Below are 25288 nucleotides of genomic sequence, written 5' to 3' on the forward strand. Positions count from 1 at the left end.
ACAGTCCGCCGCTCCTCCCCCTAGCCTCGCGTTCCCCGTCTACCCCCTTACCCCCTCTACCCCCTGTGCCCCCTGCATCCCCCCTCTTACGACCCTTGGGACCGGCCCCGGACCCCCTCCGAGGAACCGGGCCCGGGGTCAGTTCTGGTGGGACTGGTAGTGCGCGACCGCGTCCGAGGTGCGGCCGGCGCCGTAGACCCGGAGGAACTCTGCCAGTTCGGGGTGGCTCGGGGCGAGGGTGTCGGCGGCCTCGATGATGTCGCCGGCGGCGGCCACCGAGCGCAGCAGCGACTGGATCTCGCGCACCACGCGCTTGACCGTCGGCGCCCCCGAACCGCTCGTGGTGTGCGTGGTGTTGCTGAGCACGGATCCCCCCTGGGACTTCTTGATCTCGTCCATCCGGTCGGTCGCCTCGGCCGCGCTGACGCTGCCGTCCGCGGCCTGTGCCGCCAGCTCCTGCAGCAGCTGCACCCGCTGGACCACCGCGGGATTGCCGATCTTGGCGCGCTGGCCGCTCATCAGCTGCGACAGCATCGGGGCCGACAGGCCCAGAACCGCCGCGAGACGGGCCTGGTTGAGCCCGAGATCGTCGATGAGCTTACGGAAGAGCGCCCCCAACGGCTCCCCGTACCAGTTCCGCTGCAGCTCCCGCGCTCTCGCGGTCGCTTCCTGCTGTGCGGCGTCCATTGCGTCTCCCCATCGCTTCCCCAAAAAATCCGTGGTTCGCTGTAGCGAACCACGACGAGCATCTTACGGAGAGTGGTCATCCGCGGGGACCCCCCAATCTTTTTGCGGGATACGGGGGGTGACCCGGTACTCTGGTCTGCGGCGCCCGCCGGAACGCAAGATCCGGCTGACGCTTCCCTTCCCGGGGCCTTAGCTCAGTTGGTAGAGCGCCGTCTTTGCATGGCGGATGTCAGGGGTTCGACTCCCCTAGGCTCCACAACATATGACCCCTCTGACCTGCGGAAACGCGGTCAGGGGGGTTCTTTTGTGCCGCTTTTCCGTGCGTGCGTGTCCGGTCCGGTTCTCAGCCCGATACGGCCTCGCGCCGGGCCAGGATCGCGGCTCGACGCTCCTCGAACCGGGCGGCCTGTGTGTCCAGGCTCTCCAGACTGGAACGGCGTGGTCTGCGCGCACGAGCGGCGTCGCCCCGACCTCGCCGTCCTCCGCGTCCGCACGTCCGAGCCCTACCCCTACCGGGCCGGGCAGTACGCCGCCCTGGAGTCACCGCTGCTCTCGCAGACCTGGCGGCACTACTCCCTGGCCTGCGCGCCCCGGCCCGACACGGAGCTGGAGTTCCACGTGCGGTGCACCGCCCGGGGCGGGCTCAGCGAGGCGCTGGTGGAGCACACCCGCGGAGCGGCGGTGTCCTTGGCTGCGCGTGATCCCCGTGATCACCCGGGGCCCGGGGACCGGTCAGGACGCGACGGTGGCCGAGGCCGTGGCCCGCCACGGCGACTGGTCCCGGCACGTGGCGTGCCTGGCGGGCCCGCCCGCCATGGTCGGTGCCGTGGCAGACGTCCTGGCCGCCATGGGCATGCCCGCCGAGCACATCCGCCACGACCCCGTCACAGACCTCGTCGCGGACGCCGGCGCAGAGCGTGAAGGAGCGGACTCATGAACGGCACGGACACCGCGAGCGGCGCCCATGCCGTCGTCATCGGCGGCGGGATCGCGGGGACGGACATGGTCTCGGCGCTACGACGGCTGCTTCCCCTCCGACTGGGCCGCCTGCAGGTCGGCGAGCAGTTCCGCCTGGCCCGCCAGTACGCCCGACAGGATCGTGCGCGCCACCCGCAGCAGTTCCGCCACTTCCGGGCTGGTCAGCGAGTAGTACACGTTCGAGCCCTCCTTGCGGGTCCGCACCAGGTTGGCCCGCCGCAGCACGGCCAGCTGCTGGGACAGGTGCGCGGGCTCGATCCCCACCTCGGGCAGCATCTCCGCGACCGCGTGCTCGCGCCGGCTCAGCAGCTCCAGGACGCGAATGCGGGCCGGGTGGCCGAGCGTTTTGAAGAACTCGGCCTTCATCTGGTAGAGCGGCGTACTCACCGTGCCGTCCCCTCCCCGGCGCAGCACGGCCCCACCGGCCGGACCACTCGCCATCGCATCCACGCACTCGTCACGAACATGCGACCCATCCTCGCGCGCGGCAGCGGCAGAACCGAACCCGCGCCGAGGAGGCGGTCGCCACAGGCGCGGTGAGCCGGTTCAGACCTTCTTGACCACGCTGGACTTCAGCTGCATGGCGCCGAACCCGTCGACCTTGCAGTCGATGTCGTGGCCGTCCACGCCGTCGACGAGCCGGATGTTGCGCACCTTGGTGCCCGCCTTGATGCCGGTCGGGCTGCCCTTGACCTTGAGCGTCTTCACCACGGTCACGGTGTCGCCGTCGGCGAGCACGTTGCCGACCGCATCCTTGATCACCCGGTCACCGCCCGCGTCGGCCGGTCCCTCGGACGTCGACCGATAGGCATTCGGTGAGTCGATTGGGATGTCCGACCGGGATGTCCGGGCAGTCACCGGCCGGGACCAGGGACCCTTCGGCGGGGATGGCGGCCAGCTCCAGGCTCCGGCCGGCATCGGCGAGGCGGCGGGCGGCCTTGGTGATGGCCAGCTGGCCTTCGGCGGACCAGCTGCGCAGCTCGGTCAGGTCCAGGACGACCGGTCCGGTGCCGCGGGCGACGACCCAGCCGACGGCGCCGCCGAAACGGCGTACCGCCTCCGGGCCCAGGTCGCTTCTATCCGGCAGGCGTGCGGCGCAGGAAGCCGAGCCGAAGCGGGGTGCGGGCCGTCGCGGAGACCAGTGCTTTCCACTCCGGTTTCTTCTGCTCCCTTCTGCCTTCCTTCTGCTTCCGCTGCCGAAGTGGCAGCAAGCTGTCAGTCCGGCGACGGCACTTAACGCGGCCGTCGGCGACATGTTTGGCTACTGAAAGTTCCGTGGAGGCCGGCGTTTTCGGGAAGGCGCGCAATGGAGAAATACGGCGACGCCCTGTTCGCGCTCGACCGGGCGGAGGAAATTCGGCTGCGGTTGCTCGCCGAGGTGTTCGACCCTCTGTGCACGCGCACGCTGGAGATGCTCGGCGTGGCGCCCGACGCACGCTGCCTGGAGGTCGGGGCGGGCTCCGGTTCCGTCGCGCAGTGGCTGTGCGGGCAGGCCGGAGACGGCGAGGTGGTCGCCACCGACCTGGATCCGAGGCTGCTGGAGAGCGTGCCGGAGCCGCGGCTGCGCCGGCTGGTGCACGACGTCACCACCGACCCGTTCCCGGACGACTCCTTCGACGTCATCCACGCCCGGCTGTTGCTCAGCCATCTCCCGCAGCGCGACGAGGTCATGCGCCGCATGCTCCGGTGGCTGCGGCCGGGTGGATTCGTGCTGATCGAGTCGTTCTGCTGGTTCCCCGTAGACAGTTCACCCCATCCCACGTACCGCAAGGTCATGCAGCGCTGGAGCAAACTCATCTGCGGGACGCTCGGCACCGACAGCTGGTGGTCCCGCACCCAGCCGGGTTCGCTCCTCGACCACGGCTACCGCGACGTGGGCGCGCACACGGTCACCCAGAACCTGCGGGGCGGGACCCGGCTGGCCGACTTCTGGCGGCTGACCGTCGACATGTCGCGCGAGCAGCTCCTCGGGGGCGGATACGTGACCCCGTACGAACTCGATGAGTTCTACGCCCTGTTGTGTGACGACACCTTCTGGGACCTGGCGCCCGCGCTCGTGCAGTCCTGGGGATACAAGTAGCCGCCCATGCCGTCCACTGAACTCACCGAACTCTCCGAACTCGGCGAAACCCGTCGGGCCGGTGCCGCCGGGCGGCCGCCCCGGGTCGGTCTCCTGTCGTTCCTCAACTGCCGTCCGATCCTTTGGGGACTGCGACGTTCCGGTGTCCTGTCCGGCCACGACCTGGTGTCCCTCAACGACGCCCACCGAAGCGGCACCCCACCCGTCCTTCGGGCTGGGCACGCACTACTGCCTCGGCGCACCGCTCGGCCGGCTGGAGGCGGAGCTGGCGCTCACTCGCTTCGCCCAGCGGGTTGTCGGACCGGAGCGGGACGGGGAGCCGTCCCGCTACCGGCCGCACGTCGTCCTGCGCGGCCCGGTGTCCCTGCCGTTGCGGACCGCGGGCATCCTCGACCGCACCACCCCCTGGGACGCCGCCCCGGACCCTCCCGAAACCCTCGCCGCTCACGGAACGACCGGTCGTACAACGCCCGGTCGTATACGGAGACATGGATGAGTACGGCCACCTGCCTGCGTCGCCGGGGTCATCGGCGGCGCAGCGCCAGGACCGCGTTGTGGCCGCCGAAGCCGAACGAGTTGCTCAGGGCGAGGTCACCGCGGGCGGGCAGGGGGCGCGCGGAGCCCCTGACCAGGTCGAGCGGCACCGCGTCGTCGAGGTCGTCACAGGCGACCGTGGGCGGGATGATCCCGTGGTGCAGGGTCAGGGCCGTCGCCACGGCCTCCACGCCGCCGGCCGCTCCCTGGAGGTGCCCCAGGTGCCCCTTGAGCGCGGTGACCGGTGGGGCGACGGTCCCGTCCGCGTCCCCGAAGACGGTGCTCAGGGCGGCCGCCTCCGCACGGTCGCCCTCGACGGTCGCGGTGGCGTGCGCGTTGATGTGCAGCACGTCGCGGCTGTCGGCGCCGGCGTCCGCGATGGCGCGCCGCAGCGCGGCCGCGATGCCGCGGCCGGTCGGGTCCGGCGCGGCCATGTGGTGCGCGTCGGCCGACAGGCCCCACCCGGCGGCTTCGCAGTAGATGCGGGCGCCGCGCGCCAGCGCGTGCTCCTCCGACTCCAGCACCAGCAGTCCGGCCCCCTCGCTGTTCACGAAGCCGTCCCGGTCCTTGGCGAACGGGCGGGACGCGGCCTCGGGTTCGTCGTTGCGGGCGGACAGCGCACGCATCGCGGTGAACGCGGCCATGACCTCGGGCGTCACGGCGGCCTCCGCTCCGCCGGCGAGCACGACGTCCAGCCGGCCGTACCGTATGCGGTCGATGGCCTGCCCGACGGCCTCGGTGCCGGAGGCGCAGGCGCTGACGACGGTCCGGGCCTCCCCGGTGACGTGCAGAGCGAGTGAGATCTGCGAGGCCGCCTGGGAGGGCACCGTCATGGGCGCGGTGAGTGGCGGAACGGCCCGCATGCCCCGCTTGCGCAGCGTGCGGTCGCCGTCGACGAGTACGGGGGCACCGCCGATGATGGTGCCGATACTCACGCCGACCCGCTCCGGATCCAGACCGCTGTCGCGAGTGCCGCCCTCGGCGAACCCGGCGTCCTGCCACGCCTCGTGTGCCGCGAGCACCGCGAACCGGGCGGCCCGGTTCATGCGCCGTGCCTGCGGCCTGGGCAGCAGTTCGGCGGGATCGACGGGCACGGTGCCCGCGATGCGCACCGGAAGGTCGGCGAACTCGGGTGCGTTCAGCGGGCGGATGCCCGAGCGGCCGGCCAGCAGGCCTTCCCACAGTGTGCCGGTGCCCACGCCCAGCGGGGTGATCGCGCCGAGTCCGGTCACCACCACGCGCCGTGTTCCGGCTGTTGCCCGCCTGTTCGTCATGGCCCCCATGGCAAACGCTTTCCCTTCGGTTCCGTGAGATTTCCGTGTCTTCTTCTTGCGGTGGTTGAACACCGTTCGGAGGGCAAGGCTTCAGGGGCGGTCGCACCCGCGGGAGCCGATGACGCCTCCGGTTAGAGTTGCTCAGTCGATGTGCTGCAGTACGAACGGGGGCAGGCATGACGGAATCGAGCGAAGCAGGCATACCTGAGCCGAATGGCGCCGGACCGGGTGGAGCAGAATCCGGCCGATGGGAATCGGAGGAATCAGAACCGGCCGCCAACTGGAATTCGCCGATCTGCCGGCACTTCTGCGTGCCTGGCGTGCAGAGGCGGGTGAGAAACTCGGCCGCGACAAGGCGCTGCCCCAGAAGGAGGTCGCCCGTCGGATGGGCGTCAGTGAGCGCTGGTACCGCGCGCTGGAGAGCGGGGCCCAGGTCGCGCTCACCCTGGACACGCTGACCCGCCTCGCCGACGCGCTGGACCTCGGACCGGACGAACGTACGGCGCTGTACTGGTACCGGTTGAGTGAGGTCTCGGACGAGCGGCCGCCGCGCAGCGGCGACAGCAGGTTCGCCCGGCTCAGGGAGTTCGTCGACGCGCAGACAACGTTTCCCACCTACCTCATCGACCACGCGTGGAACGTCATCGCCTACAACGATCTGATGGCCCGGTGGTTTCCCTGGGTCCGGGCGTCGCAGGCCAATCTCATGCGCTGGGTCCTGGCGAACCCGGAGTCGCGGGTCTGGATAGTGGACTGGAAACGACAGGCATCCCTGTACCTCGCCCAGTTGAGATTCGCTCTGGTCCGGACGCCGGACGACCCGACGCTCACGGATTTACTGACGACCGTGCTGCGCGATCCTGTGTGCCGAGAGCTGTGGGATGCCGGACCACGCATCATCGCGTTTCGGCAGGGCGGATGTTTCCGCCTGTCACTTCCCCACGTTTCGCAGACCGAGTTGGCTGTCACCGCCCAGGTCCTCCTCCCCGCTTACCGTCCAGGCGTCCGTCTCGTGGCGCTGATGCCGACGTGATGACGCCCTCCCCGGATTCACTGTACACACATTCAAGCCGCTGCAAAGCGGCAAATATTTGCCGCTTGACAGGCTCTGGGGATGCCTGCAATCTCGGTCCAGCGGGCCTCGATGGCCCAGCGGTTGCGGTCGGTCGCTGTACTCGGTGACGGTGACCCACGCGGAGAGTTGACTCATACGATGCGCGGCGTCCGCGCTAAATCCGCGCACATTTTTCGCTGCGGAATGGTGACATGGAAAACGAATTACTCATCGGATGTGACACCGCCCGGACAGCACTCCAACCCCTGACCGACTCCGATTCCCTCGTGGCCCTGCTGGACACCCTGCGCCGGCGCACGGTGCGCGAGCTGCGCCTCGCTCTCCCCCGGCGCCCCTACGACCGCCGGGTGCGGGAGCGGGCCGCACTGCTGAGCGCCGAACTCGTGGGCCGCGGGGCGCAGGTGCGCGTCCTGCATCTGGCGGACGTGGCCCACGATCCCACCTATGCCCTCGACACCCGGCGGATCGCCGCGTCGGGCGCCCGGATGCGGGCCCTGCCGCACCTGCCGGTGTGGATGGCCGTCGCCGACCGGGACCTGGCGATCGTCCCGTCGGACCCCGCCCTGACCGACGCCCCGGCCGCAGTGCTGCGCGGGCGGGCCCTGGTGGGGGTCTATCAGGCGCTGTTCGACCACGTGTGGGGGCACACCGCCGCCTCCTTCGGCGCCGGGGAGACCGACACTCCGGACGAACGGGAGCGGGAGGCCCTGGCACTCCTCGCCGAGGGGCTGACCGACGAGGGCATCTCCCGCCGGACCGGGCTGTCCGTCCGCACGGTCCGGCGGACCATAGCGGGCGTGATGTCCAGGATGGGGACCCAGAGCCGCTTCCAGGCGGGGGCGGAAGCGGCCCGACGGCAGTGGATCTGAACGGCTTCGCGGCCCCGCCTTCCGGGGCGGGGCTCGGCTGTGGCGGGGCCTACAGCCCCGTGCGGGCCAGGTCCTGGTCGGCGTAGCGCTCGCCGGTGGGCGGGGTGAGGGTGTCGAGGCGGGAGAGCTGTTCGGGGGTGAGGGTGACGGTGTCGGCGGCGGCGTTCTCCTCGACGCGGGCCACGCGCCGGGTGCCGGGGATCGGGACGATGTCGTCGCTCCGGGCGAGCAGCCAGGCCAGGGCCACCTGGGCGGGCGTGGCGCCGGCGTCGGCGGCCACGGACTCCACCTCGTCGACGATCCTGAGGTTCCGCTCGAAGTTGCCCTCGGCGAACCGGGGCGTGGTCAGCCGGAAGTCGTCCGGGTCGAGCTGTCCCTTCGAGCGGATCGCGCCGGTCAGGAACCCCCGGCCGAGCGGCGAGTAGGCGACGAGCCCGATACCCAGCTCGCGAAGGAGCGGCAGCAGCGACTCGGCGGGCTGACGGGACCACAGCGAGTACTCGGTCTGCACCGCCGTCACGGGGTGCACCGCGTGCGCACGGCGGATGGTGTCCGCCCCGGCCTCCGACAGCCCGACGTGGCGGACCTTCCCCTCCCGCACCAGCTCGGCCAGCGCGCCCATCGTCTCCTCGATCGGGGTGCCGGGGTCGACGCGGTGCTGGTAGCAGAGGTCGATACGGTCCGTGCCCAGCCGCCTGAGCGAGCCCTCGACCGCCGTGCGTACGTTGGCCGGTGAGCTGTCGAGCACATTGGGGCCCGCGCCCGCGTGCGAGACCAGACCGAACTTGGTGGCGATCACGACGTCGTCGCGCCGGCCGGCGACGGCCCGCCCGACCAGCTCCTCGTTGGTGAACGGACCGTAGATCTCCGCGGTGTCGACGAGTTCGACGCCGAGGTCCAGCGCCCGCCGGACGGCACGGACGGCCTCCGCCTCGTCGCTGCCCGCCCCCGTGTAGTAGTCGGACATCGACATGGCGCCCAGTCCGATGCGTGAGACATCGAGCCCGCCGAGCGAAACGCGCTGCACTGAGACCGCGCTCCTTCCATTCCCAGGTTTCGGGCGGGTTACCGCCCATGAACAAGTCTCCCGGTAATCGGCGGAGGCATCACCGGTATGGCAGCAACAGGCCATGAACCTTTCAGGGGGCCCGGCTCCGTGTTTGACTCGCAATTGCCCGCCGACGCGGGCCGCGAAAAAAACGGGGGCGTTATGCCGAACATGATGCTGGGTCCCATACGGGTCGACAGCGCATACGAAGGCGAGCAACTCACCCGGCGCATGGGCATTGAAATCATCACCTGTGAGCCGGGACTTGTCGTGGGCAGCATGCCCGTCTCGGGCAATCGGCAGCCTGTGGGAATTCTGCACGGCGGTGCGAACGCCGTGTTCGCCGAAACGCTGGGTTCCGTCGCCGCTTTCCTGTACGCGGGGCCCGGCGGGAACGCCGTGGGCGTCGACCTGTCCTGCACGCACCATCGCTGGGTGTCCTCGGGGACCGTGACCGGCGTCTGCCGGCCCCTGGACGAGCGGCAGGCCATGGCCTCGTACGAGATCGTCATCACCGACGACTCCGGAAACCGGACCTGCACGGCGCGGCTCACCTGTGCCGTCCGGCGCGGCGGCGGCCGCAGACCGGGCCCGCGCACGGCAGCCTCCCGGCACACATCGCGGGACCTTCCCCGACGAACGGAGCACCGATGACCTCGACTTCAGCGCAGACCGTGTCGGCTTCCGTCGACGACCACCTCGGCCCGGCCGAGCAGCGGTTCTTCGGCCGCGGCTTCCGCAGGGTCGCCTACGACATCGGCGAGGTGTCCCTCGCCCGCACGGCGGACGGCTCGCCCCGGGCGCGTACCTCGGTGGGTGTGCACTACCCGTCCGACTGGTCGAAGAAGGCCGCGGGCACCGATCTGCGTCCGCACTTCAGCACCGTCGACGGGATCGTCGTCGCCGCCCAGCTGGCAGAGGCGTGCCTGCGCGGGCCCGGCACGGATCTGCGCGACGCCTGGCTGCGCTCGGTGCGGATGGCGGCCGGCAGCAGCCCGCAGGAGCAGCTCGACGCGCTGCCGGCGGAGGCGACGCTGCGCCGTACCGAACCGGTCGCGGGCGATTCCGCGCGCGTGGTGTCGGTGGTGGACTGTGCCGTGGGCACCATGCGGGTGCGGTGCGAGATCGAGCACGGGCGGGTGCCGGTCCGGTCCGGGCAGGAGGCTTCCGGGTACTCCGGTCTCGACGCGCTCCTCGGCCCGGACGGGGATCGTTACTTCGGCACCGGGTTCACCGCCCGGCGCCAGCTCGTCCGTGACGTGCGGGTGGACCACCGGGCGCTGCGGGCCGAGGCCGCGCTGGCCGTCGTCCAGGAGGACGGGGTGCCCGTGCCCACGGCCGGACTCGAAGGCGCCTACCAGCCGTCGGTGTCGGTGATCGACGCCTTCGTGACGGCCCTTCAGCTCGCCCAGATCATGCTGTACGACCTCGACGGCATCCGCCGTCAGGACAGCAACACCCTGTGGATGCGGCAGACCACGCTGACCACCTCGCGCCCGGACCGCCCCGCGGAGGCGATCCCGGTGACGACCCGGCTGGACGACCCCGGCCTGCTGCACCGGTCGGACGGCACCTGGCGCACGCTGACCGTGGTGGGCGAACTCGCCGGCGTCCATGTGCGCTCCGCGGTGACGCACCGGCTCCCGGAAGGGCGCGTGGCGGCATGACCCGAGCGGCAGTGATCGCCGGCGTGGGCGGCTACGTGCCTCCCCGGGTGGTGACCAACGACGAACTCGCCCAGCGCCTGGACACCTCCGACAGCTGGATCCGCACCCGCACCGGCATCGCCCGACGCCATGTCGTCGAGGCCGGCACGACCACCAGCGACCTCGCCGTCGAGGCCGGCCTGCGCGCGCTGAAGAACGCCGGTGCGGACGGCGCCGACCTGGTGATCGTCGCCACCACCACACCGGACCGTCCCTGTCCGGCCACGGCCCCGACCGTCGCCGCCCGGATGGGCCTGACCGACGTACCGGCGTACGACGTGGCGGCCGTGTGCTCCGGCTTCCTCTACGCCCTCCAGGCCGGCACGGCCTCCGTGACCTCCGGGTTCGCCGAACGGGTGCTGGTCGTCGGGGCCGAGTCGTTCAGCACCATCCTGGATCCCGCGGACCGCACCACCTCCGTCATCTTCGGAGACGGGGCCGGAGCCATCCTGCTGCGGGCGGGCACGCCCGGGGAGCCGGGTGCCGTCCTGGACGTGCACCTCGGCAGCGACGGCTCGATGGCCGACCTGATCACGGTCCGGGGCGGCGGCGCCGAGGAGCGCTCCCGGGGTGGGGAACCACGCCCGGAGGACCGGTACTTCCGCATGGACGGCAAGGCCGTCTTCTTCGCCGCGGTGCGCCGTATGGCCCAGTCCTCGCGCACGGTGCTGGAGCGCACCGGCTGGGAGGTCGCCGATGTCGACCGGCTCGTGGGCCACCAGGCCAACACGCGCATCATCCACGCCGTGGCCGAACAGCTCGGACTGCCGCCGGAGCGCGCCGTGCTGAACATCGACCGCGTCGGCAACACGTCCGCCGCCTCCATACCGCTCGCCCTCGCCGACGGCCTCGCCGACGGCACGCTGAGGGCCGGACACCGGGTGCTGCTGACGGCCTTCGGCGGCGGCGCCACCTGGGGCTCGGCCACCCTGACCTGGCCCGCGCTGCCGGTCGGCTGAGACCCGCACCGCTGCTCCGGTTCCCCTGCTCCGGTTCCCCTGCATCGACGACCGCAACAACGACCGTAATCACGACCAGTTGAGGTGACCATGACCGGCTCCGTGTCCACGATGATCATCGAGATTCTCACCGGCAAGTTCGACATACCCGCCGAGGACGTCTCCCGGACCACCGTCTTCGACGACCTGGCGGTGGACTCCCTGGCCCTGCTGGAGATGTCGCTGCTGCTGGAGAAGCGGCTCGGCGTGTCCATCGCGGAGGGCGTGCTGACCTCCCAGCAGAGCATCGACGAGGCCGCGCACGCGGTCGAGGCGCTCGGCGCGCCGGCGGCCGCCGGTCCGGCCGCGGCCTGAGCCCGTGCGCGTCGTCCTGCTCCGGCACGGGGAGACCGACCGCAACGCCGCCGACCGCTTCCAGGCCCAGGCCGACATCCCCCTGAGCGACGAGGGGACGCGGCAGGCGCAGCTGGCCGCGCGTTCGCTGCCGGCGACCGGCTGGGCCGCGGTGTACTCCTCGCCCCTGTCCCGGGCCGCCCAGACCGCCGCCTATGCCGCCGGCCGGCTCGACGTGCCCCACCACCGCGTCGAGGGCCTGCGCGAACGCCATCTCGGCACGCTCGACGGGCTGCACCGCGCCGAGTTCGCCCGGCGTCACCCGGACACGATGCGGCGGCTGCTGACCGACCCCGCCTACGCTCCGCCGGGCGGTGAGAGCGGCCATGCCGCCCTGGCCCGCTTCGGCACCGCGCTGCACGAGGTCGTCACCCCCGAGCCCGCGGCCGCGCTCGTGCTGGTGGTGGCGCACGGCGGCGTGCTGAACCTGCTGACCCGGGCCCTGGCCGCCGGCCGTGCCGACCTGCCCGACGTCCTGGTCGGCACCTGCCGCGCGGTCTGCCTGGACACCGAGTGGACCCCCGAGGGCCGCCCGCGCATCGCGCTGCGCCGGTGGGACGTCGCCCCGCAGGAGTGCGCCGAGCCGAGGCACACCCCCGACCCCCTGCCCTTCGTCGACCTCGACGACCTCACCGTCAAGGAAGTGACCCGTACATGAGCATCGAGATCACCGTCGTCTTCGACGTCGTGCCCGACCGCATGGAGCCGGTCGTGGCCGCCTTCGGGAAGCTGTGCGCCGCCACGCGGCAGGAGGAAGGCGCGCTGCGGTTCGACGCGTTCCGGTCCGAGGAGCACGCGAACACGGTCGTGCTGGTCGAGGAGTGGGCCGACCAGGAGGCCATCGACCTGCACATGAAGGAGGCGTACGTCGCCGGCTTCCTCGCCGAGGTCGACGGTGCCTTCGCCCGTCCCGCCCAGGTCCACCGCCTGCGTCCCCTCGGCGGCTGACCGGTGGCGAGCGACATGCAGCGACCACGCGTCCTGATCGTGGGTGCCGGTCCCGTCGGGATGGTGCTCGCCAGTGAGCTGCTGGCGTACGGGGTCCGGGCCGACGTCATCTCCAAGCTGCGCAGGCAGAGCCCGCACTCCCGCGCCACCATCCTGTGGCCCCGGGTCCTGGAGCTGCTGGACCGCGTGGGCGTGGGCCGCAAGCTGGTCGAGAGCGGTCACTACTTCGACCAGATGAACTACTACTCCAATAAGAAAATGATCGGCCTGGTCCGGTTCGACCGGCTGCGGGGGGTCGGTTATCCGTTCGCCATCACCATCCCGCAGTGGCGCACCGAGGCGATCCTCGAGGACCACCTGACCGAACTCGGCGGCACCATCGACTACGACACCACGTTCGTCGACGGTGACCAGGACGAGGACGGCGTCACCTGCCGGCTGCGGCTGCCCGACGGACAGACGCAGGAGCGCCGGTACGACTACGTCGTCGGCGTCGACGGATACGGCAGCACCGTCCGCGAGGTCTTCGGCTTCCGCTTCGCGGGCCGGACCCTGCGCACCCGGCTGGCCATCACCGATGCCGAGATCCTCGGCGAGACCACCAGCAGCGAGGCGGCGTACTACCTGACCCGGACCGGCAACATGGTGCTCGCGCCGCTGGGCGACGGGATCTTCCGGGTCGGCGCCAGCGTGCCCGACGACTACCGGGACGACGCCCCCGACCGCGCGTTCTTCGAGAAGCTGCTGGCCGAACGCGTCCCGGGCGCGCGTCGGCTCGGCGACATGCGGTTCAGCGGCATCTTCACCGCACACGTCCGCTCCGCGAGCACCTACAGCCGCGGACGTGTCTTCCTCGCCGGGGACTCGGCGCACGCGATGAGCCCCTCCGGAGCACAGGGTGTGAACACCGGCATCCAGGACGCGGTCAACCTCGGCTGGAAGCTCGCCGGGGTGGTACGCGGCGACTACCGGCCAAACCTGCTGGACAGTTACGACACCGAACGCCGGCCCGCGGTCGACGAAGTGGCGGGCCTGTCCACCCGGCTCGCCCGGATCGGTCTGTACAGCACCCGGCACCAGACCCTCGCCCGCGACGTCGTGTACCGGCTCGGCACGGCGACCGGGGCCCTCGGGAAGGTCCTGGCGCCGAAGCTCGCCCAGATCGACACCCACTACGGGCCACGCCCCCGCCGGCACACCCTGGTACCGGGCGAGCGGCTGCCGCTGGGCTGGCGCACGACCAGCACCGAGCCGGTCCTCGCCGTCGACCGCTACACGGTGCTGCTCTGGCCGGGCCTGGAGTACCGCTACGAGCGCTGGACGAGGACCGTGGACGCCCTGCGCGCCAAGGTGAGCGGCGCCGAACTCACCGACCTGGGCGGCCGCCCGCCCGGCCTGCTTCTCGCCAAGCTCGGCCCGTCCGCCCAGGCCCTGCTGGTCCGCCCCGACGGCCATCTCGACGCCGTCGAACCCCTCGACGACGACCCCGAGTCGGCCGTGCACACGGTGACCAGGGCACTCGCCCGCCACCTTCAGGACACGGCGCCCCGCACCGCCGTACCCGCCTGACCCACGAACCCCGCACAGCACAAGGAGATCCCCATGGCCCCCCGTGTCACCCTCACCGACGTCGCCGACATGACGCCCGAACAGCGCGCGGTGTACGAGAAGTTCCAGTCCAATTTGACCCGTGCGCTGCTGCTGACCAAGAACTCGGCCGCCGCCCACCTCGCGCTCGGCGCCACCTTCACCGTCGGGCTGCTGACCCTGCGGGACCGCGAGGTGATCGTGCTGCGCGTGGCCCGGCTGCGCGACAGCGAGTTCGAGCGCATGCTGCACTACCCGCTCGCCCGGCAGGCCGGCCTGGACGACACCGAGATCAAGGCGATCGAGGAGGGCCGCTACGACGAGATGCCCGCCGACCGCGCGGCGCTCGTCCGCTACGTCACCGACTGCATGGTCGACCACAAGGCGAGCGAGGAGGCGTTCCGTGCCCTCAGCGCCTTCTACTCGCAGAACGAGATCGCGGAGATCACCCACCTCGCCGGGCACAGCGCCATGACCGCCATGTACCTGGCCAGCCTGGACATCCCGCTCGACGAGGGCATCGCCTCCTGGGGCCGGCTGACCGAGGTGCAGGACCAGGTCGGCAGCTGAGGACACGCACGCGGAACGACCCGAGAGGAAGAACGTTGCAGTACGTGCGGCTGGGCTCGTCCGGCCTCAAGGTGTCCCGGCTGGCGCTGGGCTGCATGAGCTACGGCGAACCCGGGCTCGGCACCCACCCGTGGTCACTGCCCGAGGACGACAGCCTCCCCTTCGTCGCCCAGGCCCTCGACCTCGGCATCAACTTCTTCGACACCGCCAATGTCTACTCCCTCGGCACCAGCGAGGAGTTCCTGGGCCGCGCGGTGCGGAAGCTGACCCGGCGCGAGGACGTGGTCATCGCCACCAAGGTGTACGAGAAGCTCACCGACAACCCCCTGTCCGGAGGCCTGTCGCGGTCGGCGATCATGCGCGAGGCCGACGCGAGCCTGCGCCGGCTGGGCACCGACTACATCGATCTCTACATCGTCCACCGCTGGGACCACGACACCCCCGTCGAGGAGACGATGCAGGCCCTGCACGACCTGGTCCGCATGGGCAAGGTCCGCTACCTCGGCGCCTCCTCGATGCACACCTGGCAGTTCGTCAAGGCGCAGTACACCGCCGACCTGCACGGCTGGACCCGGTTCGTGAGCATGCAGAACCACTACAACCTCATCAACCGCGAGGAGGAACGGGAGATGCTCCCGTACTGCCGCGCGGAGGGTGTCGGCGTCACACCGTGGAGCCCGCTGGCCCGTGGCCGGCTGGCCCGCCCCTGGGACACGGAGTCGGCGCGCACCGCAGGCGACCCGGTCCAGGAGCGGTTCTACGGGCCGACCGAGCAGGCCGACCGGGCGGTCGCGCGGGTGGTCGCGGACATCGCGGCCGAACGTGGCATCCCCATGGCGCAGGTGGCCCTCGCCTGGCTGCTGCGGCAGCCGGCGGTCACCGCCCCCGTCGTCGGCGCGACCCGGCCGCACCACCTGAGGGACGCGGTCGCGGCCCTGGACGTGGCGCTCGACGACACCGAACTGACCCGGCTCGAGGCGCCCTATGTGCCGCACGCCGTCGTGGAATACGTCTGACCGGCAGGTGGAGGAACCATGGGAATAACCGACTACGCGCTGGCGATGCCGAGCGGGAAGCGGAGCGTCGACGAGGTCAGCCGGGAGTCCGGGTACGGCCTCGACAAGCTCGGCAAGATCCTGCCGTCGGGGAAGTTCTCGGTGCTGGCCGAGGGCGAGACCGTCTGGAGCCTGGGCCGGGACGCCGCCGCCCGGATCCTGGAGCGGAACGCGGTGCCGCTCGACGAGATCGGTCTCGTCCTCTACGCGGGCTCCAGTGAGTGGGGCACCCCCTTCTGGTCGCCCGCGGCCAAGATCGCCCATGAACTGGGCATCGCACAGGCGCACTGCTACGAGGTCTCCAACTTCTGCAACGCGGGCATGGTCGCCGTCAAACTGGCGGACGACCAGGTGCGGGCGGGCACGCACAAGTACGCGCTGGTGATCATCGCGGACCGGCTCAGCGAACTCGTCGAGTACGGCACCGGCTACATCGAGCTGTTCAACTTCGCGGACGGCGCCGCCGCCGTTCTGGTCTCCGCGGACGCCAAGTACGAGGTCCTCGGCGCGGCGCACCACACCGACCCGCAGTGGGTGGACTCGTACTACGGGGAGATCAAGGACGGCGAGATCAAGGTCGAGCGGGGCGACAAGCTCGACGGGCTCGGCGACGCGTTCCTCGACAACTTCACCACGCTGACGCACCGGGTCCTCGCCGACCTCGGGCGGGAGGTCGCCGATGTGGCGTACTTCCTGGTCACGCACGGCAACCAGGACACCCACCGCGCCTACTTGGCGGCACTCGGCGTGGACCCCTCCCGCAGTGTCTTCCAGTACCGGCTGGACGGCCACCTCGGAGGGGCCGACCCGCTGCTGGCCCTGGAGGAGCTGGAGCGGGAGGACCGGATCACCTCCGGCGACCTGGTGATCGTGGCCACGGCCGGGTCGGGCTTCACCTGGGGAGTGACCGCCGTCCAGCGGACGTGACGCGTCGCCTCAGCCGACGACACCCCAGTCCGTGAGGGCTGGGGTGCCGTCGTTTTCGCAGGTCAGTGATGGTGGACCGAGTCCAGGTCCACCATCAGCAGCTGCAGCGCCGCCTCGTGCGGGGAGTCCGGTTCCGCGTGGTAGAACTTCAGGATGTTGCCGTCCTGAAGATCCGCCGACTGGTACATCAACTCCAGCTCACCGACGACCGGATGGTCGAAGAGCTTGCTTCCCTCGATGCAGTTGGACACCCGCTGCCGGCACCACAGGGCGGCGAACTCCTCGCTCTGGATGGTCAGTTCACCGATCAGCTCGGCCAGCTGCGGATCGTGCCGGTGGTCTCCGGAGATGAACCGCAGATACGTGACGTTCGACTCCGACTCCGTGGCCCAGTCGGCGTACAGCGACCGGACGTTGTCGTCGAGGAAGTTCATCTTGATGACATTCGGCCGCTGTTCGGGGCGCTCCGGAGCGTCGAAACCGAGGTGCGGCGCGAACAGCCGGTGGTAGAGGGAGTTCCAGCCGAGGATGTCGCAGCGGTAGTTCAGCACGGCGGCCGCCACGTTGTCGAGCGATCCCAGCAGCATCCTCGTGGACGGGCTCACCTGGTCCTCGTGCGGCGCCGGCTGCTGGGGGTTCTGCACCGGCGTACCGATCTTGAGCAGGTAGTCCCGCTCGTCGGCGCTCAGTTGCAGGGCGCGGGCGATGGAGAGCAGGACCTGGGGTGAGGCGTGTGCCGTCTGCGCCTGTTCGAGCCGGGTGTAGTACGTCTGACTGACACCCGCCAGCGCGGCCACTTCCTCGCGGCGCAGCCCCGGCACCCGACGCGAGCCGCGGGCCTGCAGTCCCATCTGTTCGGGACGGACGCGCTCACGCATCTGCCGCAGATAGCTGCCGAGGTCCGTGTTCACGATCTCTTCCACCCTTCTCATTATGAAGTCCCCTGCGGGGGAGGCAATGCGGCCACGGCCGGGAGCGCGGGACGGGGGATGGGCCGCGCTCCCGGCCGTGAGTCTTGGGGGAAACCGGGTTTCCTCGTGCCGCGTTACCGCTGTGCGGCCTTGCGGCGCAGCACCAGCCACAGGAGCAGGCCGACGGCGATCTGACAGCCGGCGTCCACGCCGATCGCCGTGTGGATGCCGCTGAGTTCCTCGGCGGCACTCACCGTGCCGTGGCCGATGGTGGCGGCGAACACCGCGCTCACCAGCGGGATGCCGATCGCGATGCCGACCTGCTGGCTCTGGGTGGCCATGCCGGTGGCCATGCCCTGCATGTCGGAGTCGACGGAGGAGGTGGCGATGACCATGAAGGACAGCGCCGCCGTCATGGAGAAGAAGGCGTTCACGAACTGTGTGGCGATCAGCGGGATCAGCCAGTTCCGGTCCGAGGTGGCCCACAGCGCCGGGAGCATGAACGCGCCCTGGAGGGCCAGGGAGACACCGAGCATGGTGCGCGGCGAGACCCGCTGCAGGATCCGCGGACCGACCGTGCCGGCGATGATCTGCCCGACGCCGATACCGAGCAGCACCAGGCCGGCGACCATGGACGACAGACCGAGGACGCTCTGCACGTACAGGCCGGTGAAGAAGATCAGCGCGGTCTCGCCGCCGAAGATGAACAGGGCGGCCAGGTTGCCCAGGGCGATGTCGGGCTTCTTCAGCACCCGCACCGGGACCAGGGCGTCGGACGTACGGCTCTCCACGACCCAGAAGACACCCAGCAGGACGGCGGCGGCGACCAGCGCGGCCACGGCCGGGAGGTCGAGTCCGCTCTCGCCGGCGCGGGTGACGCCGTAGATCCCGGCGAACAGGCCGAGGGTGATCAGTGCGGCGCCGGGCAGATCGATACGGCTGCGCTGCTCGGCCCTGCTCTCGTCGACGACGAGCGGCACGACGAGGATCGCGGCCACGGCCACGGGGATGTTGATGAAGAACGCCCAGCGCCAGGAGAACACGTCCGTGAGAACACCGCCGAGGATCGCGCCGACGCTGAACCCGGAGCTCATCATCACGCTGTTCAGGCCGAGCGCCCGGGTGCGCAGGGAGGGCTCGGTGAAGGCGGTGGTGAGCAGCGCGAGCGCGGCCGGAGTGACGGCCGCGGTGGCCAGGCCCTGGAGCGTGCGGGCGATCAGCAGCATCGTCGGCGAGTCGGCGAGACCGCCCACGAGGGAGGAGACGGACAGGACGACCATTCCGGCGGTGAAGATGCGCCTGCGCCCCACGTAGTCGCCGACGCGGCCGAAGACCAGGGTGCAGCCGGCGGCGCACAGGGCGAACGTCGTGGTGATCCACTGCAGGCTTCCGGTGGCGAACCCGAGGGCCGTACCGACCTCGGGCAGCGCGACGTTCAGGACGGAGAAGTCGGCGGCCATCATGAACTGCGAGGCCAGGAGCACCACAAGGGCGGCGACCTGACGTCCGGTCATCCGGACCGGCGTCGACTGCGCGGCCGCAGTGGTCGTGGCGGTGTCAGCGGTTGTCATGCATCCCAGGCTCCGGTGTACGGCCGCGGCCAGCCAGATCCCCCTTGACGGCAGTCCTGCGGAGACTGTCACTGCCAGTGCCACCTTCGCGGTGCGTCAGCCTCCGGTGCGGGCCGTGAAGGGGCAGGTCCGAGTCTGCTCCGTCATACGGCCGCTGTAGTGGCGGGCCTCGTCGCGGTACGTCAGCAGGCTGGGGTTGGCCGTGCCGTACAGGGCGTCGTCGCGCTCCCTGATCTTCTTGCGCATCTTGAAGAAGGTGCGGCCCAGGGCGTTGAACTGCAGATGCGAGTCGAACACCAGGGCGGGCAGGGCGAAGCGGCGGCTGGGGCGGGAGGCGCCGGGGTGCCCTGCACGACGAGGACAGCCGCAGCGGCCGCAGGCCCACGCCGGACCAGGATCAGCCGAAGCGCACGTCACGGACGCCGCCTCACCCTTTCTTCAGGCGCAGAGCGGTGCGGACGACGAAATCGCTGACGGCCGCGGGCGCGAGACGCAGCAGCGGCGCCGCCACCGCCCCCGGACCCACGCGGTAACGGCGGTGCGGCTTCTGCGCGAGAAGAGCCCGGCGCACGGTACGGGCCACGGTCTCCGGGCCGGGCGGCGACCACGAGGCGACGAGCCGGCGGACAGCCATATAGCCGTTCGCATACCGCGAGTCGGCCGGAAAGTCCGCCAGCACCCTGGAGAGCATGGGCGTGTTGACGAAGCCGGGCTCGATCAGACAGGCGTGGACGCCACTGCCGGCGATCTCCATACGCAGGCTGTCGGTCAGAGCCTCCAGCGCGTACTTGCTCGCGCAGTACCAGCCGGTGAACGGGACGGAGACCAGCCCCCCGAGCGAACTCACCTGGACGATCCGCCCCTCCCCCCGGCGCCGCATACCCGGCAGCACCAGCCGGGTCATCCGGGCCGCGCCCAGCAGGTTGACCTCCAGGGCGTCCCGGGCGTCCTCCTCGGACACGTCCTCGAAGGCGCCGACCGGTGCGACCCCCGCGCTGTTGACCAGGGCCCAGGGTCCCCCCTCCGTCAGCTCGTCGATCTCCATGACGGCGTCCTGGCAGGAACGCGGGTCCGTCACGTCGAGGAGGACTGTGCGCACGGTGAGGCCGACTTCGGCCGCGGCGGCCGCGAGCTTCTCGGCCTTGTCGGGGGTGCGGGCGGTGCCGATGACGTGGAACCGACGGGCGGCCAGGTCGAGCGCGGTGGCCTTGCCGATGCCGCTGGTGGCTCCGGTGACGACGACGGTCTTCAAGGGGCGGTCCTTGTGAGGAGGGTGGGGCGGGCCGAGCCGCCTCTCCGGATTTGATCACTTTATGCACAACTATGTCGCATATCGACGTCAATATCCGGCAACCAGGACGAGCCGTGGGGTGGACGACCCACACGTCGTCCACCCCACGGCCCGGCCGGCACCCGAGCCGACACCCCGGAAGGTGCCGGCCAGCCTCAGTCCTTGTCGTCAGTCCTTGTCGTCGCGGTCGGCCGCGTCCTCCTCGGCCTGCTTCGCCTGGACCTCCGGGTCCAGCGACGAGGAGCCGGTGCCGTCCACCGAACTCAGCCGGCCCGACTCGGGCACCTCCGTCGCGGCAGGCGGCTCCACCAGCCAGTCCGGGTTGGCCTGCTTGTCCCACCACTTCCAGGCGACGAACGCACCCCCCGCCACCAGCCCGAACAGCGCCAGCACCTTCAGGGCACGGCCCCTGCGGGAGCGCCGCTCGTTCCTGCGAGCCAACTTCTGGATCTCCTGCGCCGAAACCTGACCGCGCAGCGCGACCAGCGCGGCGGCACCCCGCGCGGCGGCCTCGTCCGCCACCGGAGCGGCAGCGGCCATCGCATGCTCGATCTTCGGACGGGAGTACTCGGCCGCCTGCCGGGCGGCCTTCCGGGTCAGGTCAGCGGCCTCCTGCGCGGCCAGGTCCACCTTCGGCGGCACATGCGCGAGAGCCTGCTCCAGCCGCGGGGCGAGCCGGGCGTCGTACTGCACACGGGCCTGTTCGGCGGCCTGGGACACCACGGGCGCCAGCCGTACGCGTGCCTCCTGCGCGTAATACGCGGCACGCTCCTTGGCCGTGTCGGCGTAGGGCGCCACCACTTCCGCGGCGTGCAGCACGCTGTCCTTCGCCGAGCCGGTCGCGGCGCGCACGCTGTCGATGCGGGTCACGGGTTTCCTCCTCCTCGGTGGCGTACGGTAATTCGCCTTTCCACCCTTTTAAGGATCATGCCTGCCAACAGCCCGCGCGTCATGCGAGGGCGGGCATATGGGTGCAACAAGGGCTTCCTGTCGACCCTGCCACGAATCCCCGCCGGGCGCTCCCCACGCGGCGGAACTCACCGCGGCCGGGCGTCGCCGACCCCACACCGTGCGAGGATCGTGGAGTCACACGAGGACAACGGAAGGCATGCCGTGGCCGAGCAGCTCTACGCCACCCTGAAGACCAACCACGGCGACATCGTGGTCAAGCTGTTCCCGAACCACGCGCCCGCGACCGTCAGAAACTTCGTCGAGCTCGCTCAGGGCGAGCGGGAGTGGACACACCCGGGCACCGGCGCGGTGACCCACGACAAGCTCTACGACGGCACGATCTTCCACCGCATCATCGGCGGCTTCATGATCCAGGGCGGCGACCCGCTGGGCAACGGCATCGGCGGCCCCGGCTACGAGTTCGCCGACGAGTTCCACCCGGACCTGCGCTTCGACCGGCCCTACCTGCTCGCCATGGCCAACGCGGGCCCGGGCACCAACGGCTCCCAGTTCTTCATCACGGTCAGCCCCGCCGTGCACCTGAACCGCAAGCACACGATCTTCGGCGAGGTCGCCGACACGGCCGGCCAGAAGGTCGTGGACGCGATCGCCGCCGTACCGACCTCCCTCCCGAACAACCGGCCCGTCAACGACGTCGTCATCGAGACGGTCGTCGTGGAGAAGCGCCAGGGCTGAACCCGGGCGCACCCCGGCATCCGCCCCAGGGAAGCACAGGGAACCAAACGTCCCGCTCGTCCGTAGGGAAGAGCGGGGCGGGGTATGGGCCGGGGGACAAGCCACGACCAGCAAGGGGATCTCATGGAACAGGCCGAAGGCAGCACGCAGGACGCCCGGAGCCTGCCCGGGTGCTACCGGCACCCGGACCGCGAGACCGGCGTGCGCTGCACCCGCTGCGAGCGCCCCATCTGCCCCGAGTGCATGGTCAGCGCCTCGGTCGGCTTCCAGTGCCCCGAATGCGTCCGCAGCGGATCCGGCACGGGACACGCCCCGGCCGCGTCCCAGCCGCGCACGGTGGCGGGCGGCACGGTCACGGCCGACCCGCGACTGGTCACCAAGATCCTCATCGGGATCAACATCGCCGTGTTCATCGCGGTGCAGGCCAAGAGCTCGCTGCTGAACGACCTGGTCCTGATCGGCCAGTGGCCCCCGAAGCCCTACCAGCCGACCATGGGCGTCGTCGAGGGCGAGTGGTACCGCTTCGTGACGTCGATGTTCACGCACGAGGCGCCCTGGCACATCGGCTTCAACATGCTCAGCCTGTGGTGGATCGGCGGCCCGCTGGAAGCGGCCCTCGGCCGGGCCCGCTATCTGGCGCTGTACTTCGTCTCCGGGCTGGCCGGCGGCGCGCTGACCTATCTGCTCGCAGGCCCGTCCGAGGCCTCGCTCGGGGCTTCCGGAGCGATCTTCGGCCTGTTCGGCGCGACCGCGGTCCTGATGCGTCGGATGAACTACGACATGCGGCCGATCATCGCCCTGCTGGTGATCAACCTGATCTTCACCTTCAGCGTCCACAACATCGCCTGGCAGGCCCACATCGGCGGCCTGGTCGCAGGCGTCGTCACCGGCTACGCCATGGTCCACGCCCCGCGCGAGAAGCGGGCGCTGGTCCAGTACGGCACCTGTGCGCTCGTCCTGGCCGTGGTGGCGGGCATGGTGCTGCTCAGGACCGCTCAGCTCACCTGATACCGAACCGTTGTCCACAGTGCGTGCCGAATCTTGTGCACGCTGTGCGGGAACAGCTGTGCCCCCTGCCGCTCGGATGTGTTTCCGCAGGTCGGGCAGGGGGCGAACGGATGTATGGGGGCCAGTAGGGCAGTCACACCGGCGTCAACGTCCGATGGGTTATCCACAGATCGTAGTGTTTTCCCCAGGTGGGTGTGGACGACGCATCGAAGCTGTGGATAACTCAGTGAACAGCCCTGGGCAGAGCTAGCGCGGACCCGCTACTTCCACTGCGTGGAGACACCGAACCCGGCGGCGATGAAGCCGAAACCGACCACGATGTTCCAGTTGTCCAGGCTGTCGATCGGCAGCGAGCCGTTGCTCACATAAAAGACGACGATCCAGGCCAGGCCGATGAGGAACATGGCCAGCATGACCGGCGCGACCCAGGCGCGGTTGGTGAGCTTGATGGCCTGCGCCTGCTTCGCGGGCGGCGGCGTGTAATCGGCCTTCTTGCGGATACGTGACTTCGGCACGAGGGTCTCTCCTGTCGATGCGCTGCGTGGCCGCGCAGGTAACTGGGTCGGTCCGGGGCAGCGTACAAGGGGACACTTAGTGCTCCCCCGGGCGTCCGTTAGCGTAGTGCTTCCACGGCGCCGAAGGAGATAAGGGTACGTTGAGCAATTCTGCCGACTCCCCCGGGACGGGATCAACGGGTTCCGGCCCGTCTCGTGGACTTCGTTTCCGCCCGGTGCGGCTCCTCACCATCGCCGTCTTCGCGCTGGCCGGCCTCATCTTCTTCACCAGCTTCAACACGGCCAAGGGCACCGACATCCGCCAGGACGGCTCTCTGCTGAAGCTGTCCGACCTGATCCAGGAGCGCAGCCGCAAGAACAAGGGGCTGGACGAGTCCAACGCCACGCTGCGTGACAGTGTGGACGCGCTCGCCGAGAGCGACGACGGGAGCACCAAGGCCCAGGACGAGAAGCTCCGGGGCCTGGAGGACACCGCGGGCACCCAGAAGCTCACCGGCAAGGCGATCAGCGTCACCCTCAACGACGCTCCGCCGAACGCGACCGCCAAGCTTCCGGGCTACCCCGAGCCGCAGCCCGATTACCTGGTCATCCACCAGCAGGACCTCCAGGCCGTGGTCAACGCCCTGTGGCAGGGCGGGGCCAAAGGCATCAAGGTCATGGACCAGCGGCTGATCTCCACCAGCGCGGTGCGCTGCGTCGGAAACACCCTGATCCTCCAGGGTCGCGTCTACTCACCGCCGTACAAGATCACCGCTATCGGGGACCCCGGGAAGCTGCAGCAGGCGCTCGCCGCGAGCAAGGCGATCCAGACCTACATGGTGTACGTCAACGTCTACGGCCTCGGCTGGAAAGTCACCGAGGACGGGACGGTGACTCTGCCGGGCTACTCGGGCACAGTGGATCTGCACTACGCGAAGCCAGTGGAGTAGGTCCCCCCGTCAGGAGCCGCCGGTGCGCGTGATCGTCCGGACCGTCAGCGAACTGTGCATCACCGTCGGCACCCTGATCGTGCTCTTCGTCGTCTACGTGCTGTTCTGGACCGGCGTCCAGGCCGACGGCGTCATGAACGACCAGATCGACCAGCTGCACCAGCAGTGGTCGAAGGGGAGGGTCCAGCCCGCCGGGGGGAGCAGCGGGGCCGCATCGAGCGCGGCGGAGCCGGCGGCGTACCACTACGGCAGTCCGTTCGCGATCATGTACATTCCGCGGCTCGGTTCCACGTGGAACAAGCCGGTGCTGGAGGGCACGGGCGCCGACGTGCTGAAGAAGGGTCTCGCCCACTACACCGGGACCGCCCGGCTCGGTCAGGAGGGCAACTTCGCGGTCGCGGGCCACCGGCGTACCTACGGCGACCCCTTCAAGGACTTCCCGCGGCTGCGGCCGGGTGACGCGGTGGTGCTCACGGACGGAACCACCTGGTTCACGTATCGGATCGACAAAGGGCCCTACAAAACCGTGCCGGCGGACGTTGAGGTGATCGACCCTGTGCCACGTAAGTCGGGGTACACCCGTCCGGGCCGGTATCTGACGCTCACCACGTGCGATCCGGAATGGGGGCACAGCCACCGGCTGATCGTGTGGGCGCACCTTGACTCCACCCAGGCCGTGGAGTCAGGCGAACCGAAGGCGCTGCGCCGTTAGTCTGGTGCAGTACG

General features: G+C 70.4%; 31 protein-coding genes, 1 tRNA gene and 1 pseudogene. 21 read left to right on the top strand and 12 right to left on the bottom strand.

Going from position 1 to position 25288, the window contains the following annotated elements; all coding sequences use genetic code 11:
* Positions 1 to 138 precede the first annotated feature (138 nt).
* The gene (locus ACFYZZ_RS23350) at positions 139 to 687 is read right to left on the bottom strand and encodes a helix-turn-helix domain-containing protein (protein ID WP_389179072.1); all 549 of its coding nucleotides are present in this window, start codon (positions 685 to 687) and stop codon (positions 139 to 141) included.
* A 183-nt stretch (positions 688 to 870) separates the two neighbouring features.
* Between ACFYZZ_RS23350 and ACFYZZ_RS23355 the strand changes: the two genes are divergently transcribed.
* The 3 genes and pseudogenes from ACFYZZ_RS23355 (at position 871) to ACFYZZ_RS23365 (ending at position 1624) form a co-directional block, all read left to right on the top strand.
* Positions 871 to 943: transfer RNA gene (locus ACFYZZ_RS23355), tRNA-Ala, on the top strand.
* Positions 907 to 1314 (top strand): annotated as a pseudogene (locus tag ACFYZZ_RS23360) (hypothetical protein); the annotation flags it as partial. The gene ACFYZZ_RS23355 and the pseudogene ACFYZZ_RS23360, both read left to right, overlap by 37 nt.
* Positions 1315 to 1384: 70 nt before the next feature.
* Entirely contained in the window at positions 1385 to 1624 is a 240-nt protein-coding gene (locus tag ACFYZZ_RS23365) for a hypothetical protein (RefSeq protein WP_389179075.1), read from the top strand.
* A gap of 77 nt (positions 1625 to 1701) precedes the next feature.
* Here the strand turns inward: ACFYZZ_RS23365 and ACFYZZ_RS23370 are convergent, their stop codons facing one another.
* From ACFYZZ_RS23370 to ACFYZZ_RS23380, 3 genes are all read right to left on the bottom strand, one after another.
* The gene (locus tag ACFYZZ_RS23370; RefSeq protein ID WP_386572670.1) at positions 1702 to 2052 is read right to left on the bottom strand and encodes an ArsR/SmtB family transcription factor; all 351 of its coding nucleotides are present in this window, start codon (positions 2050 to 2052) and stop codon (positions 1702 to 1704) included.
* Positions 2053 to 2211: 159 nt separating this feature from the next.
* Positions 2212 to 2496, bottom strand: a complete 285-nt coding sequence (locus tag ACFYZZ_RS23375) for a zinc ribbon domain-containing protein YjdM (RefSeq protein WP_389179775.1) — start codon at positions 2494 to 2496, stop codon at positions 2212 to 2214.
* Positions 2432 to 2920 carry a hypothetical protein gene (locus tag ACFYZZ_RS23380; protein WP_389179078.1) on the bottom strand — a complete coding sequence of 163 codons (489 nt, stop codon included), beginning with the start codon at positions 2918 to 2920 and terminating at the stop codon, positions 2432 to 2434. Before ACFYZZ_RS23380 ends, ACFYZZ_RS23375 begins: the two co-directional genes overlap by 65 nt.
* 51 nt (positions 2921 to 2971) lie before the next feature.
* On the opposite strand from ACFYZZ_RS23380, the gene ACFYZZ_RS23385 reads away from it, so the two are divergent.
* Complete coding sequence (locus tag ACFYZZ_RS23385) at positions 2972 to 3745, top strand: methyltransferase domain-containing protein (RefSeq protein WP_389179081.1); 774 nt, start codon at positions 2972 to 2974, stop codon at positions 3743 to 3745.
* A gap of 142 nt (positions 3746 to 3887) precedes the next feature.
* Positions 3888 to 4241 carry a hypothetical protein gene (locus ACFYZZ_RS23390; protein ID WP_389179084.1) on the top strand — a complete coding sequence of 118 codons (354 nt, stop codon included), beginning with the start codon at positions 3888 to 3890 and terminating at the stop codon, positions 4239 to 4241.
* A gap of 28 nt (positions 4242 to 4269) precedes the next feature.
* Here ACFYZZ_RS23390 and ACFYZZ_RS23395 read toward each other — a convergent pair whose 3' ends face one another.
* Complete coding sequence (locus tag ACFYZZ_RS23395; RefSeq protein WP_389179087.1) at positions 4270 to 5553, bottom strand: beta-ketoacyl-[acyl-carrier-protein] synthase family protein; 1284 nt, start codon at positions 5551 to 5553, stop codon at positions 4270 to 4272.
* A 247-nt stretch (positions 5554 to 5800) separates the two neighbouring features.
* Between ACFYZZ_RS23395 and ACFYZZ_RS23400 the strand changes: the two genes are divergently transcribed.
* A complete protein-coding gene (locus tag ACFYZZ_RS23400) occupies positions 5801 to 6586 on the top strand; it encodes a helix-turn-helix domain-containing protein (RefSeq protein WP_389179090.1) in 786 nt (261 codons plus the stop codon).
* 233 nt (positions 6587 to 6819) lie between these two features.
* Positions 6820 to 7497: a LuxR C-terminal-related transcriptional regulator gene (locus tag ACFYZZ_RS23405; protein ID WP_389179093.1), complete on the top strand. Its 678-nt coding sequence runs from the start codon at positions 6820 to 6822 to the stop codon at positions 7495 to 7497.
* A 49-nt stretch (positions 7498 to 7546) separates the two neighbouring features.
* Here the strand turns inward: ACFYZZ_RS23405 and ACFYZZ_RS23410 are convergent, their stop codons facing one another.
* The gene (locus ACFYZZ_RS23410) at positions 7547 to 8524 is read right to left on the bottom strand and encodes an aldo/keto reductase (RefSeq protein ID WP_389179095.1); all 978 of its coding nucleotides are present in this window, start codon (positions 8522 to 8524) and stop codon (positions 7547 to 7549) included.
* 87 nt (positions 8525 to 8611) lie between these two features.
* On the opposite strand from ACFYZZ_RS23410, the gene ACFYZZ_RS23415 reads away from it, so the two are divergent.
* The 10 genes from ACFYZZ_RS23415 (at position 8612) to ACFYZZ_RS23460 (ending at position 16690) form a co-directional block, all read left to right on the top strand.
* On the top strand, positions 8612 to 9199 hold the full coding sequence (locus ACFYZZ_RS23415) for a hotdog fold thioesterase (protein WP_389179098.1): 588 nt from the start codon (positions 8612 to 8614) through the stop codon (positions 9197 to 9199).
* A complete protein-coding gene (locus tag ACFYZZ_RS23420) occupies positions 9196 to 10212 on the top strand; it encodes an AvrD family protein (protein ID WP_389179101.1) in 1017 nt (338 codons plus the stop codon). Before ACFYZZ_RS23415 ends, ACFYZZ_RS23420 begins: the two co-directional genes overlap by 4 nt.
* A complete protein-coding gene (locus ACFYZZ_RS23425) occupies positions 10209 to 11210 on the top strand; it encodes a beta-ketoacyl-ACP synthase III (protein ID WP_389179104.1) in 1002 nt (333 codons plus the stop codon). The genes ACFYZZ_RS23420 and ACFYZZ_RS23425 overlap by 4 nt, the downstream gene beginning before the upstream one ends.
* A 90-nt stretch (positions 11211 to 11300) precedes the next feature.
* A complete protein-coding gene (locus ACFYZZ_RS23430) occupies positions 11301 to 11564 on the top strand; it encodes a phosphopantetheine-binding protein (RefSeq protein WP_389179107.1) in 264 nt (87 codons plus the stop codon).
* 4 nt (positions 11565 to 11568) lie between these two features.
* Positions 11569 to 12261, top strand: coding sequence for a histidine phosphatase family protein (locus tag ACFYZZ_RS23435; RefSeq protein ID WP_389179110.1), 693 nt, complete (start codon positions 11569 to 11571; stop codon positions 12259 to 12261).
* A complete protein-coding gene (locus ACFYZZ_RS23440; RefSeq protein WP_386572684.1) occupies positions 12258 to 12551 on the top strand; it encodes a putative quinol monooxygenase in 294 nt (97 codons plus the stop codon). Before ACFYZZ_RS23435 ends, ACFYZZ_RS23440 begins: the two co-directional genes overlap by 4 nt.
* A gap of 15 nt (positions 12552 to 12566) precedes the next feature.
* Positions 12567 to 14120, top strand: a complete 1554-nt coding sequence (locus ACFYZZ_RS23445) for an FAD-dependent oxidoreductase (RefSeq protein ID WP_389179113.1) — start codon at positions 12567 to 12569, stop codon at positions 14118 to 14120.
* 33 nt (positions 14121 to 14153) lie between these two features.
* A complete protein-coding gene (locus tag ACFYZZ_RS23450) occupies positions 14154 to 14708 on the top strand; it encodes a carboxymuconolactone decarboxylase family protein (RefSeq protein ID WP_389179116.1) in 555 nt (184 codons plus the stop codon).
* Between the two features lie 35 nt (positions 14709 to 14743).
* Positions 14744 to 15724 carry an aldo/keto reductase gene (locus ACFYZZ_RS23455; protein ID WP_389179119.1) on the top strand — a complete coding sequence of 327 codons (981 nt, stop codon included), beginning with the start codon at positions 14744 to 14746 and terminating at the stop codon, positions 15722 to 15724.
* Between the two features lie 18 nt (positions 15725 to 15742).
* The gene (locus ACFYZZ_RS23460) at positions 15743 to 16690 is read left to right on the top strand and encodes a 3-oxoacyl-ACP synthase III family protein (RefSeq protein WP_389179122.1); all 948 of its coding nucleotides are present in this window, start codon (positions 15743 to 15745) and stop codon (positions 16688 to 16690) included.
* Positions 16691 to 16752: 62 nt separating this feature from the next.
* On the opposite strand, the gene ACFYZZ_RS23465 is transcribed toward ACFYZZ_RS23460, so the two are convergent.
* The 5 genes from ACFYZZ_RS23465 to ACFYZZ_RS23485 all read right to left on the bottom strand — a co-directional run bounded on the left by ACFYZZ_RS23465 (position 16753) and on the right by ACFYZZ_RS23485 (position 21333).
* Positions 16753 to 17613, bottom strand: a complete 861-nt coding sequence (locus ACFYZZ_RS23465; RefSeq protein ID WP_389179125.1) for a helix-turn-helix transcriptional regulator — start codon at positions 17611 to 17613, stop codon at positions 16753 to 16755.
* Between the two features lie 122 nt (positions 17614 to 17735).
* The gene (locus tag ACFYZZ_RS23470; RefSeq protein WP_389179128.1) at positions 17736 to 19172 is read right to left on the bottom strand and encodes an MFS transporter; all 1437 of its coding nucleotides are present in this window, start codon (positions 19170 to 19172) and stop codon (positions 17736 to 17738) included.
* Between the two features lie 96 nt (positions 19173 to 19268).
* Entirely contained in the window at positions 19269 to 19589 is a 321-nt protein-coding gene (locus ACFYZZ_RS23475; protein WP_389179131.1) for a YqcI/YcgG family protein, read from the bottom strand.
* 10 nt (positions 19590 to 19599) lie between these two features.
* Positions 19600 to 20424, bottom strand: coding sequence for an SDR family oxidoreductase (locus ACFYZZ_RS23480; RefSeq protein ID WP_389179133.1), 825 nt, complete (start codon positions 20422 to 20424; stop codon positions 19600 to 19602).
* Positions 20425 to 20631: 207 nt separating this feature from the next.
* Positions 20632 to 21333 carry a DUF5324 family protein gene (locus tag ACFYZZ_RS23485; protein WP_389179136.1) on the bottom strand — a complete coding sequence of 234 codons (702 nt, stop codon included), beginning with the start codon at positions 21331 to 21333 and terminating at the stop codon, positions 20632 to 20634.
* A gap of 243 nt (positions 21334 to 21576) precedes the next feature.
* Here ACFYZZ_RS23485 and ACFYZZ_RS23490 point away from each other — a divergent pair, with 243 nt between their 5' ends.
* Complete coding sequence (locus tag ACFYZZ_RS23490; RefSeq protein ID WP_389179778.1) at positions 21577 to 22110, top strand: peptidylprolyl isomerase; 534 nt, start codon at positions 21577 to 21579, stop codon at positions 22108 to 22110.
* A 123-nt stretch (positions 22111 to 22233) separates the two neighbouring features.
* Positions 22234 to 23118 carry a rhomboid family intramembrane serine protease gene (locus ACFYZZ_RS23495; protein ID WP_389179138.1) on the top strand — a complete coding sequence of 295 codons (885 nt, stop codon included), beginning with the start codon at positions 22234 to 22236 and terminating at the stop codon, positions 23116 to 23118.
* A gap of 260 nt (positions 23119 to 23378) precedes the next feature.
* Here ACFYZZ_RS23495 and crgA read toward each other — a convergent pair whose 3' ends face one another.
* The gene (crgA, locus tag ACFYZZ_RS23500; RefSeq protein WP_067299185.1) at positions 23379 to 23633 is read right to left on the bottom strand and encodes a cell division protein CrgA; all 255 of its coding nucleotides are present in this window, start codon (positions 23631 to 23633) and stop codon (positions 23379 to 23381) included.
* A gap of 140 nt (positions 23634 to 23773) precedes the next feature.
* Here crgA and ACFYZZ_RS23505 point away from each other — a divergent pair, with 140 nt between their 5' ends.
* Together ACFYZZ_RS23505 and ACFYZZ_RS23510 are read left to right on the top strand one after the other, a co-directional pair.
* The gene (locus tag ACFYZZ_RS23505; protein ID WP_386572717.1) at positions 23774 to 24562 is read left to right on the top strand and encodes a DUF881 domain-containing protein; all 789 of its coding nucleotides are present in this window, start codon (positions 23774 to 23776) and stop codon (positions 24560 to 24562) included.
* Positions 24563 to 24584: 22 nt separating this feature from the next.
* The gene (locus tag ACFYZZ_RS23510; protein WP_389179143.1) at positions 24585 to 25274 is read left to right on the top strand and encodes a class E sortase; all 690 of its coding nucleotides are present in this window, start codon (positions 24585 to 24587) and stop codon (positions 25272 to 25274) included.
* Positions 25275 to 25288: the final 14 nt, after the last annotated feature.

The organism is Streptomyces sp. NPDC001816 (assembly GCF_042892235.1).
GTDB lineage: Bacteria > Actinomycetota > Actinomycetes > Streptomycetales > Streptomycetaceae > Streptomyces.

What these genes read in the sequence shown, in the direction of transcription:
- ACFYZZ_RS23445 (WP_389179113.1), top strand. Translation starts at nt 12,567, where the DNA reads ATGCAGCGACCACGCGTCCTGATCGTGGGTGCCGGTCCCGTCGGGATG.
- ACFYZZ_RS23405 (WP_389179093.1), top strand. Translation starts at nt 6,820, where the DNA reads ATGGAAAACGAATTACTCATCGGATGTGACACCGCCCGGACAGCACTC.
- ACFYZZ_RS23400 (WP_389179090.1), top strand. Translation starts at nt 5,801, where the DNA reads ATGGGAATCGGAGGAATCAGAACCGGCCGCCAACTGGAATTCGCCGAT.
- ACFYZZ_RS23460 (WP_389179122.1), top strand. Translation starts at nt 15,743, where the DNA reads ATGGGAATAACCGACTACGCGCTGGCGATGCCGAGCGGGAAGCGGAGC.
- ACFYZZ_RS23350 (WP_389179072.1), bottom strand. Translation starts at nt 687, where the DNA reads ATGGACGCCGCACAGCAGGAAGCGACCGCGAGAGCGCGGGAGCTGCAG.
- ACFYZZ_RS23440 (WP_386572684.1), top strand. Translation starts at nt 12,258, where the DNA reads ATGAGCATCGAGATCACCGTCGTCTTCGACGTCGTGCCCGACCGCATG.
- ACFYZZ_RS23385 (WP_389179081.1), top strand. Translation starts at nt 2,972, where the DNA reads ATGGAGAAATACGGCGACGCCCTGTTCGCGCTCGACCGGGCGGAGGAA.
- ACFYZZ_RS23415 (WP_389179098.1), top strand. Translation starts at nt 8,612, where the DNA reads ATGGCAGCAACAGGCCATGAACCTTTCAGGGGGCCCGGCTCCGTGTTT.
- ACFYZZ_RS23425 (WP_389179104.1), top strand. Translation starts at nt 10,209, where the DNA reads ATGACCCGAGCGGCAGTGATCGCCGGCGTGGGCGGCTACGTGCCTCCC.
- ACFYZZ_RS23395 (WP_389179087.1), bottom strand. Translation starts at nt 5,553, where the DNA reads ATGACGAACAGGCGGGCAACAGCCGGAACACGGCGCGTGGTGGTGACC.
- ACFYZZ_RS23420 (WP_389179101.1), top strand. Translation starts at nt 9,196, where the DNA reads ATGACCTCGACTTCAGCGCAGACCGTGTCGGCTTCCGTCGACGACCAC.
- ACFYZZ_RS23380 (WP_389179078.1), bottom strand. Translation starts at nt 2,920, where the DNA reads ATGTCGCCGACGGCCGCGTTAAGTGCCGTCGCCGGACTGACAGCTTGC.
- ACFYZZ_RS23470 (WP_389179128.1), bottom strand. Translation starts at nt 19,172, where the DNA reads ATGACAACCGCTGACACCGCCACGACCACTGCGGCCGCGCAGTCGACG.
- ACFYZZ_RS23495 (WP_389179138.1), top strand. Translation starts at nt 22,234, where the DNA reads ATGGAACAGGCCGAAGGCAGCACGCAGGACGCCCGGAGCCTGCCCGGG.
- ACFYZZ_RS23430 (WP_389179107.1), top strand. Translation starts at nt 11,301, where the DNA reads ATGACCGGCTCCGTGTCCACGATGATCATCGAGATTCTCACCGGCAAG.
- ACFYZZ_RS23450 (WP_389179116.1), top strand. Translation starts at nt 14,154, where the DNA reads ATGGCCCCCCGTGTCACCCTCACCGACGTCGCCGACATGACGCCCGAA.